The following is a 13,195-nucleotide window of genomic DNA, read 5'->3' as shown; positions in this document are numbered from 1 at the left end:
TCAGCCCTCCTTCTTGGCGGCGGCCCGGATCTTGTCCTTGGTGTCCCGATCCTGGGCCTGGCCGGTGCTCAGGGCGGCGATGAAGGCCTCCTGGGGCACCTCGACATGTCCCAGCATCTTCATGCGCTTCTTGCCGGCCTTCTGCTTCTCCAGCAGCTTGCGTTTGCGGGTGATGTCGCCCCCGTAGCACTTGGCCAGCACGTCCTTGCGCAGGGCGCTGATGGTTTCCCGGGCGATGATCCGAGACCCTATGGCCGCCTGGATGGGGATCTCGAACTGCTGACGGGGAATCAGCTTGCGCAGCTTCTTGGTCATCATCACCCCGTAGGCGTAGGCCTTGTCCTTGTGGACGATGGCCGAGAAGGCGTCGATCTTCTCCCCCTGGATGAGGATGTCCACCTTGACCAGGTCGGCGGACTGGGTGCCGTCGGGCTGGTAGTCCAGGCTGGCGTAGCCCTTGGTCCGGCTCTTCAGCTGGTCGAAGAAGTCGAAGACGATCTCGGCCAGGGGCATCCTGTAGTGCATCTCGACGCGCTCAGGGCTCAGATACTCCATGGTCCCCATCTGCCCGCGATGGTCCTGGCAGAGCTCCATGACCGGTCCGATGAACTCCTTGGGGGTGATGATGTCGGCGCTGACCACAGGCTCCAGAATCTGACGAACCTTGCCGTCGGGGAACTCGCTGGGGTTGGTCACCGTGTGCTCACTGCCGTCCTCCATGGTCACCTGATAGGTGACGTTGGGGGCAGTGGCGATCAGGTCCATGCCGAACTCCCTGCTCAGGCGCTCGGTGACAATCTCCATGTGCAGCAGCCCCAGGAAGCCGCAACGGAAGCCGAAGCCCAGGGCCACCGAGGTCTCCGGCTCATAGACCAGTGCGGCATCGTTGAGCTTGAGCTTGTCCAGGGCGTCACGCAACTCCGGGAACTGGGCGTTGTCGATGGGGAAGAGCCCGGAATAGACCATGGGCTGGGGGTCCTGATAGCCGGGCAGGGGTTCCTTGGCGGGATTGGCCTCGGTGGTGACCGTGTCGCCCACCTTGGACTGGCTGACATCCTTGACGCCGGTGATCACGTAGCCGACCTCGCCGGCACCCAGGGCCTTGGTGGGTGTCATGTCCGGGCTGATCACGCCCAGCTCGATGGGGTCGTGCACGGTCCCCCGGCCCATCATGCGAATCTTCTGACGTTCCTTGAGCTCGCCGTCCACCATCCTGATGTAGGTGACTATTCCCCGGTAGGAGTCGTAGACCGAGTCGAAGATCAGGGCTCGTGCCGGGGCCTTGGGATCCCCCTTGGGGGCCGGTATCCGGTCCACGATACGGTCCACCAGTTCGCGGATTCCTTCGCCGGTCTTGCCCGACACCCGCAGCACCTCGTCCGTGGAGCAGCCGATCAGGTTGGCGATCTCCTCAGCGTGCTTGTCCGGCTCGGCCGAGGGCAGGTCGATCTTGTTGAGCACGGGGATGATGGTCAGGTCGTCCTCCAGGGCCATGTACAAGTTTGAGAGGGTCTGCGCCTCGATGCCTTGGGTGGCGTCCACCAGCAGGACCGCGCCCTCGCAGGCCTCCAGGGCCCGGGAGACCTCGTAGGTGAAGTCCACGTGGCCAGGGGTGTCGATCATGCCCAGGGTGTATTCGACGCCGTCCTTGACCCAGGGCAGGCGAACAGCCTGGGACTTGATGGTGATGCCGCGCTCCTGCTCGATGTCCATCCTGTCCAGGAACCGGTCGTGCATCTCGCGCTTGGGCACGATCCCGCTCAGTTGCAGAATCCGGTCGGCCACCGTTGATTTACCGTGATCGATGTGGGCGATGATGCAGAAATTACGGATCAGCGATTGGTCAGTGAATCCTGGTTGGTTCTTGGCTTCCTGCACCGGTCTGCTCTCCTCACGTACGTCTGGTCTAACGATTCTAGACGATGCCCTGGGCCGAAGCGCCCGCCTCTGGCGGATTCTTCTCCCGGTCGGGTGCTACTATGGTGGGTTGTCTGTACAGATACATTCATCGTTTGGAGCAACATTGGCAAACATCAAGTCGCAGAAGAAGCGGGTCATCACCAACGAAAAGGCGCACCTGCGCAACAAGGAGGTCAAGAGCGCAATCAAGACCTCCGTGCGTTCCGTGCGCAAGGCCGTGGATGCCGGTGACAAGGAGGCCGCTCAGGCTGCCTACCAGGTGGCCGCCCGCCGTCTGGACAAGGCCGCCGGCAAGGGTGTGATTCATCGCAACCAGGCCGCCAACCGTAAGTCCGGTCTGGCCAACGCCGTCAACGCCCTCTGAACCGGGTGCCCTATGGGGGCTGGTGATCCAAGCGCTTGGATCACCAGCCCTTTTTGGTATCCGGGTCCTCGTCGGTGTGCTTGATGGTGACGCTGATGTTCGACCGGCCATGCATCAGGTGACGGATGGCCCTGGCCAGCTGGGCGTCACTGAGTGGGAGTCGGGCCGAGTGCCGGTCCACCGCCCCAGGCACCAGGATGTCGAATTTTACCGAGATGATGCGCAGGACGACCACCAGGGCCACGATGGCCAGGTCCAGGATCATGTCGACCCGGGCCGGATAGAGCCCATGCTGCTGAGCGCGCGTGGAAGCCAGGGTCAGCAGGCAACCGATCAGGGAAGGCAGCGCGTACCAGTGCTGGTCCTGGATGACCGCAGGCACCTGGTTGAGCAGGATGTCTCGCAGCAGACCGCCGACCAGGGCCGTTGCCATGCCCATGAAGATGGCCGTCATGCCGCCGGTTCCACACATCAGAGCCTTGGCTGTCCCGTTGACGGCGAAGGATCCCAGGGCCATGGCATCGGTGACCAGCATGGACCAGGTCATACGGCTGATTTCGGGATGGGCGACAGCCACTACCAGGCCGGAAGCCAGGGTGACGATGACCGAGCCCTTGTCGGTGATGCCACTGGGCGGCACCTGACCCAGAAGAACGTCACGGACCACCCCGCCGCCCAGGGCACTGATCCAGGAGACCAGCAGAATAGCGATGATGTCGTAGCCCTTGCGCACGGCAGCCAGACCGCCCGAAAGCCCACAGCTCAAGATGCCCAGGTACTCGATGACCATGAAGATCAGGTTCCCCTCCAAGGCCGTCTTCATCCCGCGCTTCTCCTTCCGGAACAGGTTCTCACTCAAGTCTGTCTATAGATTAGCCAAGCACACAGCAGAACAGGCCGGTGATGTGCGTAAGGCCACAAAGATGACAAAAGGCGGCTTCAGGGCTAAGTGCTGCCCTGAAGCCGCCTTATCTCAAAACCTGTCAGGCAGGAATGAGGTCAGCGCTCAGCAGACCTTCCACATCCAGTCGTGCGGATCCTCGATCTCGCCCAGCTGGATGCCCAGGAGCTCGTTGCGGAAGTCCATGGTGACCTTGCCCGAGCCGCCGTCGGCCACCTGAACGTCGAAGTTCTCGGACTTGAAACGCCCGATCGGGGTGATGATGGCGGCGGTCCCGCAGGCGAAGACCTCGGTGACCTCGCCGGAGCGGATGTCGTCCAGCAGGGTGTCCAGACGGATCATGGTCTCCACCACGTCACGACCGTGATCCTGGGCCAGAGCAATCAAGGAGTTGCGGGTGACGCCGGGCAGAATGGTTCCGGTCAGGCTGGGGGTCTCCAGGTGTCCGTCCTTGTGGACGGTGAACATGTTCATGCCGCCCAGCTCCTCCAGGTAGGTCTTGGTGGCAGCATCAACGAAGCAGACCTGCTGGCAGCCGTGCTCTGCGCCGCGGTTCTCGCCCAGCAGGGAGGCCGCATAGTTGCCGCCGCACTTGGCGAAGCCGGTGCCGCCGGGGCCGGTGCGGAACCACTTGTCCTCCACCCAGATGCTGACCGGCTTGACGCCGCCGGCAAAGTAGGGCCCCGAGGGCGAGGCGATGACGCAATAGTCCACCGCATGCGGGGCGCGCACGCCCAGGAAGGGCTCGGAGGCGAACATATAGGGGCGCATATAGAGCGTGTACTCACGCCGCTTGGGCACCCAGGCCGCGTCACGGCGGACCAGGGCCGCGACCGAGCCCAGGAAATCATTGGGCTCAAGCGGGGGCAGGGCCAGACGCTTGGCTGAGTTGTAGAAGCGCTGGGCATTGGCATCGGGCCGGAAGAGCCAGATGGAGCCGTCGTCGTGGTAGTAGGCCTTGAGTCCCTCGAAGGCCTCCTGGGCGTAGTGAAGCACCGAAGCCCCTGGATCCAGGTTAATCGGTCCGTAGGGCTCAACCCTGCGGTCCGCCCAGCCGCCTTCCGAAGTCCATCCCATATGGGTCATGTTGTCTGAGAAGAGCTGGCCGAAGGCGGGCTTGTCAATCAGCCGGGCACGCTCCTCGTCAGAGGCGGGATGATCGTTGGGAATGACCTTGAAAGCGTCCGCCAACTCATTGAGTGCCTTCGGGTCGTGATGTGATTGCTCTGCCATTATCTACCACTTCTTCTTGCTACTGTATTTGGTTGCTCGGGTGCAATGCTTATGGCGATGCCCGGTACCCGAACTATCGCATAGGCAGGCCTTGACCTGTCCGGCGCATTTCGCATTGTGACCGTCTTAGACAAAAAGGCCGCGGGATCGTGATGATCCCACGGCCTTGCAAATCGAACCTTCGGGTTCACTCGCTCTGGGCGTCGGCCTCCGGAGCAGCTTCCGTATCGGCCTGTTCGGTCTCCTCGGTGGGGGTCTCCAGGCTCTCCTCCTTGGGAATCTCAACGGAGACGATGGATTCCTCCATATCGTCGATGACCAGCTCGGAGCCTTCGGGCAGCTTGATGTCCTTGGCCAGGATCTTGTCGCCTTCGGCCAGGCCCTCAACGCTGATGTCAATGCGCTCGGGCAGGTTGGACACGTCAGCCCGGACCTGCAGGTTCTGGGTGTCGATCAGGGCCACAGCAGCGCCCTTGGTCTCGCCGCTGACGAAGACAGGCACCTCAACGGTGACCTTCTCGCCGGCGCGGACCTCATAGAAGTCGATGTGCTCCACCTGGCGCTTGACCGGATTGCGCTGCACGTCCTTGACCACGGCCGTCTTGGTCTGTCCACCGAAGCTGATGGAGAAGAGGGCGTTGGCGCGGCGCAGGGCCAGAGTGGTCTCGCGCATGGGCAGCTTGATGTAGTCGGGCTGGGCGCCGCCGGCGTAGATGGTGGCTGGAATCTGCTGGGCCACGCGCATACGGCGTGCCGCCCCCTTGCCGAATTGGTCGCGGACTTCGCCCTCGAGCTTAATTGTGTTAGCCATGTTGGCTTCCTTCCTTGAGTGGTTCCTCAAGACCGACCTGGGCCGGTCCTGGCGCATCGCCGCGTCGGATTCCGGACCGCCCATAAGGAAAGGCCGCCGATGATCCAGCCGAGTCGATAACGGAGGCCGAAAAGCCTCCCTCGCCAAAGCAACGTGCCTACTTTAGCACCGGGCCCGCCCTTCTCCAAGTAGGCGGGTATTCTGGACATATCCCGCGATTATTGAAGGAGACAACGTGTCGTTACTAGCATCGGTCAAATCTTTTGTGGCACACCAGGTGGGTCATGGGGAGGGACCGACTGGCGAGGAGAATGCGGATTTGTCGCAGGCTGCCCCCCGGGCCGCCGAGGATTCGCTGGCCCTGCCCAATACGCATTTCTGGTCGGCTGACTACGCCACCACCACGCGCATGGATCCGGCCTCGGGACTGCTTTCGGCCACCACCGCCGGCATGGGTCCGGTGCCTGACGACATGACCGTCTATGACATCTACGCCGACCGGGCCCGCCGCACCCCCGACCAGCCGGTGCTGCACTTTGTGGAGAACGGCAGCTGGACCTACCGGACCGGCCGGGAGATACTGCACGACATCAGAACCACCGCCAAGGGCTTTTTGCATTACGGGCTGAAGAAGGGTGATGCCGTGGCCTTCATGTGCAGGACCAGCTACGAGTGGGACATCGTGGATGCCGCGGTCCTGTCCATCGGCGGGGTCATCGCGACCATCTACGACACCGATTCGGCCGAACAGATCCGATTCATCGTCAACAACTCCGATGCCAGGCTGCTGGTTGTGCAGACAGCCGAGATGCGGGCCAAGGCCGAGGGGGCCGACAAGGAGTGCCCCACCCTGGAGCGGATCGCCTGCCTGGAGTCCGGTGCCCTGCAGGAGTTGCAGGCCTATGGGGAGTCGGTCAGCGACGCCGAACTTGACGAGCGGATCAACTCCATCCGCAAGACCGACCTCTGCTCCATCGTCTACACCTCCGGTTCCACAGCGGCGCCCAAGGGTGTGGAGATGACCCATGAGCACTATTGCCAGCTGGCCAGGAACCTGAACGCCTTCATCCCCAATCTGACCCACGACCCGGATGGATCCATCCTGCTCTTCCTGCCCCAGGCCCATACCTTCGCCCGGGCCATCAGCTACGGGGTCGTCTACGGGACCATGCACGTATACATCTCCTCCGGGCTGGCCACCCTGCTGTCCGACCTGCAGGAGTCCAAGCCCACGGTCATCATCGGCGTGCCCAGGGTCTTTGAGAAGGTCTACAACGCCGCCTCCCAGAAGGCCGGGCACGGCATCAAGGGCAGAATCTTCAACGGAGCGGCACGGGCGGCACGCACCTACATGGAGGACATCTCCCGCCAGGGCTGGCCGACCAAGCGCAGCGCCCTGCGGCGAGCCTTCTACGACCCGCTGGTCTACTCTTCTTTGCGCCAGGTCCTGGGCGGACGGGCCAAGTGGATCGTCTCAGGGGGCGCACCCCTGGACCCGGAGCTGCTTGGATTCTTCCGCGGGTCCAATGTTCCGGTCTATGAGGGCTACGGTCTGACCGAGACCACAGCACCCTGCGCCTTCAACCCCCTGGGCACCCCTTACCACAGGGGCTCGGTGGGCATCCCCTTCCCGGGATTCACCATCCGCATCGCCTCGGACGGCGAAGTACAGATCAAGGGCGTCTGCGTATTCCACCGCTACCACAAGAATGAGGAGGCCACCCGCGATTCCTTCACCGAGGACGGCTGGTACGCCACCGGCGACCTGGGACGGCTCTCCCGTGACGGGTTCCTCTTCCTGACCGGGCGCAAGAAGGACCTGATCATCACAGCCGGCGGCAAGAACGTCTCCCCCAGGCCCATCGAGGAAGTCATCGAACGCTCCGAGATCGTCTCCCAGGCCCTGGTGCTGGGTGACAAACGTCCCTTCATTTCCGCCCTGGTCACCCTGAACGAGTCCGCCTTGCGGCCCTGGTTGGCCTCCAAGGGACTGGACCGCAACATGTCCCTGCAGGAGGCGGCTCAGAACGCCGTGGTCCGGGCCGAGGTCCAGGAATATGTGGACCGGGCCAACGAGGGCGTCTCACGAGCCGAATCAGTGCGCAAGTTCATCATCCTGCCCGAGGAGTTCACCCAGGACAACGGACTGATGACACCATCCATGAAGGTGATCCGGCCCAAGGTCATCGAGCGCTACGCCGACCTGCTGAACACCCGGATGTACACGGCCAAGCGCACCCCGGCACCCCGCCGCTGAGCACGATCAGAACCCCAGGCGCTCCAGCTGCTTGGGGTCGGTCTGCCAGTTGCGGGCCACCTTGACGTGCAGGTCCAACCGGACCTTACGGCCCATGGTCCGGTTGACGGCGGTACGCAGCTTCTTCTTCACCCGCACCAGGTGCTCGGCTCCCCGCCCTATGACAATGGGCTTCTGGGAGTCGCGCTCTACGTAAATACCTATATGGACAGTGTCGCGCCCGCCCTCTGGATCCGGCTCGATGGACTCCACACGGACGGCCAGGGAGTGCGGTAGCTCGTCGTCGAGCTCCTCCAGGTAGGCTCCGCGTACCAGCTCGGCGATCATGTCCTCGGGACGTTCCTCGGTCAGCTGATCGTCGGGATAGAGCTGAGGGCCCTCGGGCATGGCATCAATCAAAACCTGTGCCACTTCGTCCACGTTGTCAGCCTCCAGGGCGCTGACCGGAACAATCTGGGAGAAGTCGGCAAAGGCGCCGATCTCCAGCAGCTTGTCCACCAGCTGACCCTTGCTCAGCTGGTCAATCTTGGTCACTACGGCGATCAGCGGCTTTCGCCAGATCCACTTGCCGTCCTTATCCTTGCGGGCGAAGTCGGACCGCAGCCGACTGAGAATGCGACGGTCGCCAGGGCCGATGGCTTGGTCGGCAGGCAGCAGAAATGCAATGGCGTCCACGTCCGACAGGGAGGCCTCCACGACGTCGTTGAGACGCTGACCCAACAGGGTGCGCGGACGGTGGATGCCCGGGGTGTCCACCAGAACCACCTGGGCCTCTGGCCGGGTCATGATTCCCCGGATGGCCTTACGGGTGGTTTCCGGCCGGGAGGAGGCGATGGCGATGGGCCTGCCCACCAGGGCGTTCATGAGCGTGGACTTGCCCACATTGGGTCGGCCCACTACTGCCACGAACCCCGATCGGTGGACCGGCGCCTTGGCATCGCTCTGTTTTTCCTTGGTCATGAATTCTCCTGACTGTCCTGCTCGGGTTGATCCCCGTCGGTATGTTGGTCTTCCTCCGCATCGTCCTCAAGGGCGATGCTGGATCCGTTGGCTGGCTCGACCACGATGGTGGCGATCTTCTTGCGGCGACCCACGGCTTCGCCCGCAGTCAACCTGATTCCCCGGGTCACTGCCGATGAGCCTGAGACGGGTACGGAACCCAGCAGCTTGGTCAGCAGTCCATACACCGTATCCACATCGTCCTCGTCGATGGTGATCTCGTAGAGTTCCTCCAGGTCGGCGATGGGCGTGCGGACCGGCAGCTGCCAGGTGTGCAGGCCGATCTGCTTGGGCTCGTCATGCTGGACCCGGTCGTGCTCGTCCTCCAGCTCGCCCACGATCTGCTCGATGGCGTCCTCAATGGTGACCAGACCGGCGATGCCCCCGTACTCGTCCACAACCACGGCCAGGTGGTGGCGGGAGCGCTGCATGTAGTGGAAGAGATCGTCCACCGGCTTTGATTCAGGCACCAGAACAGGCCGACGAATGATGGAGGCGACCGATCTGTCGCCCTTGTGGCTGAAGGCCAGGGCCCGGACCACATCCTTCAAGTAGACGATGCCGACCAGGTCATCCACGTCATCACCAATGGCAGGTATGCGGGAGAACCCCGACCGGGAGAAGAGCTTCAGGGCCGAATCCAGACTTGCGTCCTTGGAAATGCAGATCATGTCTGTACGAGGGACCATGATCTCGCGGGTCAGCGTGGTCGACAGGGTCAGCACGTTCTTCAGCATCTCGGAGATTTCAGGATCGAAGGCGCCGGCCTCCACCAACTGGTCGACCATGGCACGGCCCTGCTCGATCTGGATCTTCTCCAGTTCCTCATCGTCGGAAAGGTCGCCGCGATGGTTTATGCGGGCACTGGCTTCAGCCTGCCGCCGACGCTTGAAAGGCGTCAGGAGAACAGCCAGCCCGACCAGCCGGACGTGCTTAAGCAATGCTTCCATGGGCTGGCGGGAGCGGCCATGCGGACCCAGGGTGACGGAGATGGCAGCCACCAGGATGGCCATGACCACTCCGCACAGCAGTTGCTCCCAGAAGGGCAGGCCGCCAAGAGCAGCCATACAAGCCACCAGGACGCCGACCATGATGTCGCAGATGATGCGGAAAAAGGCACAGGCGCTGCCTGTCACCTGCCGTTGGGAAATCAGACTCTGTGCCCGATGAATGCGGTCAATCCGCTTCATTCTGGAGAACTGGCTGAGCTCCTGGTCGGTCTGCAGGCCCAAAATCAAATTGTTGAGGCTGGACCTGGTCACCCGATTGAGCGCCCCCTGGGCCTCTGCCAACGCCAGGGAGAGCACGACCAGGGCGATGACGGCCAGAACCATGACCACCAGGGCAGCGATGGTCTGCTCACTCATGGGATTTGCCTCTCCGGTGGGCATCACGGCCGTACCGCTCGTAGATTTCCATGGCATTGGTGGCCCCGGCCGGCAGTGCGGCATCCGCAATGGGCCCCTGGCGAAGGGCCAGGAAGGTCAGCAAGAGTTGGCGTTGCAGACCGAACATCTGCGCCTCCTGTTCCCTGCTGGCGTGGTCGTATCCCAGCAGATGCAGGGTGCCGTGGATGGCCAGCAGCAGCATCTCCTCCATTGTGGAATGACCTGCTGCCAGAGCCTGCTGGGCCGCCACCCAGGGGCAGATGACAATGTCGCCCAGGATGCCCTCCTGCCGATGGTTCTCGTCTCCGGGGCGCAGCTCGTCCATAGGGAAGCTCATGACATCGGTTGGCCCGGCCAGGTTCATCCAACGCTCGTGCAGCACCGCCATGGGCTCGGGATCGTTGAAGATGATGGTCATGTCGGACTGGGTGCTCACCCGCATCTGGTCCAGCACCCAAACCCCCAGATCGGAGAAGGTCTTGGCGTCGATCAGCCACTGGGTCTCGTTGGTCACCTCTACGCTCATGCCTGCTCCCGTCCACGGCTGCGGGCTTGATCTGCGCGGTCATAGGCCCGGACAATCTGCCCGACCAGCCGATTGCGCACTACGTCGGCCGCCTGCAGGTGTACGAAGGCAATGTCGTCGATGCCGTGCAACACCCCTTCAATGGTTGCCAGACCAGATGCTGGCCCGCCCAGATCGACCTGGGTGACGTCGCCGGTGATGACCATCTTGGTGTTGAAGCCCAGACGGGTCAGAAACATCTTCATCTGCCTGCGGGTGGTGTTCTGCGCCTCATCCAGAATGACAAAGGCATCGTTCAGTGTCCGCCCTCGCATGTAGGCCAGCGGAGCCACCTCAATGGTCTCGTCGGCCAGAAGCCGGTGGAGCCTTGAGGTGCCCAGCATGTCGGCCAGGGCATCGTAGAGGGGCCGCAGATAGGGGTCGACCTTTTCATTGAGGGTGCCGGGCAGGAAGCCCAGACTCTCCCCCGCCTCCACGGCAGGCCTGGTCAGAATGATTCGCCCGATACGCCCGGCCCGGAATTCCTGAACGGCCTTGGCCACCGCCAGATAGGTCTTGCCGGTGCCGGCCGGTCCGACGCCAAAGGTAATGGTATGCGTTTCAATGGCGGCCACATAGGCGGACTGGCCAGCGGTCTTGGGCCTGATCGGACCCTTGGAGGCCTGGGTCAGGGGGCGGCGACGAAGAGCAGCAGGAGCTGCCTGGCGGGGTTGGTCGCCGCCTTCCAGCGTGTTGCTCGCCTCCGACTCGGCAATGGCTGTCTCATGATAATTACGGTCTACAGAAGTATGGTCTGTCGTATTGCGGTCCTGAGTATCGCGGTCTTGCATTTTGCGGTCTGTAATTTTCTGCCCTTCTGGACGGGAGTAGTCAGCCGCAGTTGCGGGGGCAGTCCCCAAGCGACGGTGATCCAGTATTCGCCCCACCTGATCGGCATCCAGGGGAACCTGATCGGCAGTCTGCATGAGTTCAGACAGCAGGTCCCGGATCTGGGCCGCCTGAACGTCGCCCTGCCGGTCCTGGGCCCGCAGCACGATCCGGTTGCCCCGAACCAGGATGGACACTGCCGGGAAGGCGCGCCCGATCCTGTCGATGACTGCATCCTCCGGCCCCAACACCTGAACCGGGTCGATCCCCTCAGGAATCTCCAGGGTTCGCGTAGTTACCGCCACGGATTCCCTTCCTGCACGACGACGATGGTGAACATGGGCCTCACTCGGGCAGCACCTGTCCGGTCAGGACGTGGGCGTGGACGTGGGAGACCGATTGTCCGGCATCCTCCCCTGTGTTGAAGATCAGTCGGTAGGCTCCATGGAAGTCCTGGTCGGCAATCTGTTGTGCCACCTGGACGATGTGGGCCAGGGTGTCAGGATCAGCCTTGGCCAATTCAGCCACCGACGCGTAGTGGTGACGCGGGACGATCAGGACATGGACGGCGGCCTTGGGGTTGGCATCCTTGAAAGCGTAGACGGTCTCATCCTCATAGACCTTCTCGCTGGGGACCTTCCCTGCCACGATTCTGCAGAAAATGCAGTCCTCCTGTCGATCGTCATCGCTCATGACCACTCCTTAATTCTTTGCCGGCATTGCTGTTTTTGGCGTTTTCGCTGTTTTCCATCTTATTGTCGAGGTTGTATATTGCGCGCGACTTCATGCGCTGGGCTCAGGGGCTTCCGACTACCAACGACCCAGCATGTCCGCCAGCAGGGTCATGGCCACAGGTCCGGCAAGAGCGGCCCGGAGAATATTGCCGCCCAGCCGAACTGCCAGGGCTCCCTCCCTCATCATGGTCTGAACCTCCTGGTCGGCAATCCCGCCTTCCGGGCCCACAACCACGGCAACAGGCGAGCTCGCTGGAAGCTCGTCTACGCGCTTGCGGACCGCATCCCACCCAAGGTCGGCATCCTGGTGCAGGACCAGGACCAGGCATCCCTGATCAGTCGCCTTCCGGCACCAGGAGGCAAGACCACGGCTGTCCACCTTGTCCAGCAGTCGAGGACGGTAGGCCCTCCGGCTCTGCTCAGTGGCTGCATCCAATGTGGCCTGCCAGTGCCGGTCGTTGCGGCCCGGCCTCCATTTGGCTATGGACCGATCAGCCTGCCAAGGCATGACCTGATCCACTCCAATCTGGGTGGCCATATCGATGGCCTGCTCGTCGCTGCCGCCCTTGGCCAGGGCCTGAACAAGAATCAGTTCCTTCTTGGGAGGCGCCTGCCGCCCCACAGCGGTGACCTCCACCAGGCCGGTCGAGGCATCCCTTACCAGGGCTCTGATGCGCAGTCCGCCCCCGTCAGAAAGATCCAGCTGGTCCCCATTCTTCAGCCTCATGGAGCCCAGGGCATGGCGACGAATGTGCTCGGGCAGGGTCAGGCGCCAGCCGGTATGGAGCTCATCGCTGGCCAGTGGGGAATCATCGTGGTCGGGATCCAGCAGGAAGAGGGGTGCAGTCATGGTGTTAGGCTACAGCCCGCCGCCGAAAAGCACTCTCCGCGACGACACGCTCCCCCAATCGCCCAGTGCACGATGCCGCCTGAGATGCTATGATTATCTCCGTTGCGATTACGCACCTGTCCGGGTGGCGGAATGGTAGACGCGCTAGCTTGAGGTGCTAGTGCCTATATATATACAGGCGTACGGGTTCAACTCCCGTTCCGGACACTCGATTCCACGTCGTTGGGGCTATTGTGATTCGTATCTTCCCTGCTTTCTACATTTATTGAAATGTGCTATTGCATAGAAGATTTGCAAATCCGTGCGTGGCTTGAATCGTTGTTTTGATTAATACAGCTGATCGGT

The 13,195-nt window shown here is 62.5% G+C and carries 12 protein-coding genes and 1 tRNA gene; 3 read left to right on the top strand and 10 right to left on the bottom strand.

Translation table 11 applies throughout. The annotated features are described in order from the left end of the window. Window positions 1-1,878 (bottom strand): translation elongation factor 4, encoded by a 1,878-nt coding sequence (gene lepA, locus P272_RS0106705; protein ID WP_029678772.1) that lies wholly within the window; start codon window positions 1,876-1,878, stop codon window positions 1-3. A gap of 145 nt (window positions 1,879-2,023) precedes the next feature. Between lepA and rpsT the strand changes: the two genes are divergently transcribed. Beyond that, a complete protein-coding gene (rpsT, locus tag P272_RS0106700; RefSeq protein ID WP_015021872.1) occupies window positions 2,024-2,284 on the top strand; it encodes a 30S ribosomal protein S20 in 261 nt (86 codons plus the stop codon). 40 nt (window positions 2,285-2,324) lie between these two features. Here the strand turns inward: rpsT and P272_RS0106695 are convergent, their stop codons facing one another. From P272_RS0106695 to P272_RS0106685, 3 genes are all read right to left on the bottom strand, one after another. Then, window positions 2,325-3,107, bottom strand: a complete 783-nt coding sequence (locus P272_RS0106695; RefSeq protein WP_044097879.1) for a trimeric intracellular cation channel family protein — start codon at window positions 3,105-3,107, stop codon at window positions 2,325-2,327. A 183-nt stretch (window positions 3,108-3,290) separates the two neighbouring features. Next, on the bottom strand, window positions 3,291-4,418 hold the full coding sequence (locus P272_RS0106690) for a branched-chain amino acid aminotransferase (RefSeq protein WP_029678770.1): 1,128 nt from the start codon (window positions 4,416-4,418) through the stop codon (window positions 3,291-3,293). Window positions 4,419-4,605: 187 nt separating this feature from the next. Then, window positions 4,606-5,229, bottom strand: a complete 624-nt coding sequence (locus tag P272_RS0106685; protein ID WP_029678769.1) for a 50S ribosomal protein L25/general stress protein Ctc — start codon at window positions 5,227-5,229, stop codon at window positions 4,606-4,608. A gap of 265 nt (window positions 5,230-5,494) precedes the next feature. Here P272_RS0106685 and P272_RS0106680 point away from each other — a divergent pair, with 265 nt between their 5' ends. Beyond that, window positions 5,495-7,486 (top strand): AMP-dependent synthetase/ligase, encoded by a 1,992-nt coding sequence (locus tag P272_RS0106680; protein WP_415873659.1) that lies wholly within the window; start codon window positions 5,495-5,497, stop codon window positions 7,484-7,486. 6 nt (window positions 7,487-7,492) lie between these two features. On the opposite strand, the gene era is transcribed toward P272_RS0106680, so the two are convergent. From era to P272_RS0106650, 6 genes are all read right to left on the bottom strand, one after another. Beyond that, window positions 7,493-8,446, bottom strand: a complete 954-nt coding sequence (era, locus tag P272_RS0106675; protein ID WP_029678767.1) for a GTPase Era — start codon at window positions 8,444-8,446, stop codon at window positions 7,493-7,495. Further along, on the bottom strand, window positions 8,443-9,852 hold the full coding sequence (locus P272_RS0106670; RefSeq protein ID WP_029678766.1) for a hemolysin family protein: 1,410 nt from the start codon (window positions 9,850-9,852) through the stop codon (window positions 8,443-8,445). Before P272_RS0106670 ends, era begins: the two co-directional genes overlap by 4 nt. Then, complete coding sequence (ybeY, locus tag P272_RS0106665) at window positions 9,845-10,399, bottom strand: rRNA maturation RNase YbeY (protein ID WP_029678765.1); 555 nt, start codon at window positions 10,397-10,399, stop codon at window positions 9,845-9,847. Before ybeY ends, P272_RS0106670 begins: the two co-directional genes overlap by 8 nt. After that, on the bottom strand, window positions 10,396-11,571 hold the full coding sequence (locus P272_RS0106660; protein WP_029678764.1) for a PhoH family protein: 1,176 nt from the start codon (window positions 11,569-11,571) through the stop codon (window positions 10,396-10,398). Before P272_RS0106660 ends, ybeY begins: the two co-directional genes overlap by 4 nt. 40 nt (window positions 11,572-11,611) lie before the next feature. Then, a complete protein-coding gene (locus tag P272_RS0106655) occupies window positions 11,612-11,959 on the bottom strand; it encodes a histidine triad nucleotide-binding protein (protein WP_029678763.1) in 348 nt (115 codons plus the stop codon). A 117-nt stretch (window positions 11,960-12,076) separates the two neighbouring features. Beyond that, entirely contained in the window at window positions 12,077-12,850 is a 774-nt protein-coding gene (locus tag P272_RS0106650) for a 16S rRNA (uracil(1498)-N(3))-methyltransferase (RefSeq protein ID WP_029678762.1), read from the bottom strand. A 118-nt stretch (window positions 12,851-12,968) separates the two neighbouring features. Here P272_RS0106650 and P272_RS0106645 point away from each other — a divergent pair. Next, window positions 12,969-13,057 (top strand) — tRNA-Leu (locus P272_RS0106645). Window positions 13,058-13,195 lie beyond the last annotated feature (138 nt).

Origin of the sequence: Bifidobacterium sp. 7101, assembly GCF_000499285.1 — a bacterium.
GTDB lineage: Bacteria > Actinomycetota > Actinomycetes > Actinomycetales > Bifidobacteriaceae > Bombiscardovia > Bombiscardovia apis_A.
The sequence above is the reverse complement of the archived record's forward strand: the minus strand, read 5'-3'. Positions and strand labels throughout refer to the sequence as shown.

What these genes read in the sequence shown, in the direction of transcription:
- P272_RS0106695 (WP_044097879.1), bottom strand. Translation starts at nt 3,107, where the DNA reads ATGAAGACGGCCTTGGAGGGGAACCTGATCTTCATGGTCATCGAGTAC.
- P272_RS0106690 (WP_029678770.1), bottom strand. Translation starts at nt 4,418, where the DNA reads ATGGCAGAGCAATCACATCACGACCCGAAGGCACTCAATGAGTTGGCG.
- P272_RS0106685 (WP_029678769.1), bottom strand. Translation starts at nt 5,229, where the DNA reads ATGGCTAACACAATTAAGCTCGAGGGCGAAGTCCGCGACCAATTCGGC.
- era (WP_029678767.1), bottom strand. Translation starts at nt 8,446, where the DNA reads ATGACCAAGGAAAAACAGAGCGATGCCAAGGCGCCGGTCCACCGATCG.
- P272_RS0106670 (WP_029678766.1), bottom strand. Translation starts at nt 9,852, where the DNA reads ATGAGTGAGCAGACCATCGCTGCCCTGGTGGTCATGGTTCTGGCCGTC.
- ybeY (WP_029678765.1), bottom strand. Translation starts at nt 10,399, where the DNA reads ATGAGCGTAGAGGTGACCAACGAGACCCAGTGGCTGATCGACGCCAAG.
- P272_RS0106655 (WP_029678763.1), bottom strand. Translation starts at nt 11,959, where the DNA reads ATGAGCGATGACGATCGACAGGAGGACTGCATTTTCTGCAGAATCGTG.
- P272_RS0106650 (WP_029678762.1), bottom strand. Translation starts at nt 12,850, where the DNA reads ATGACTGCACCCCTCTTCCTGCTGGATCCCGACCACGATGATTCCCCA.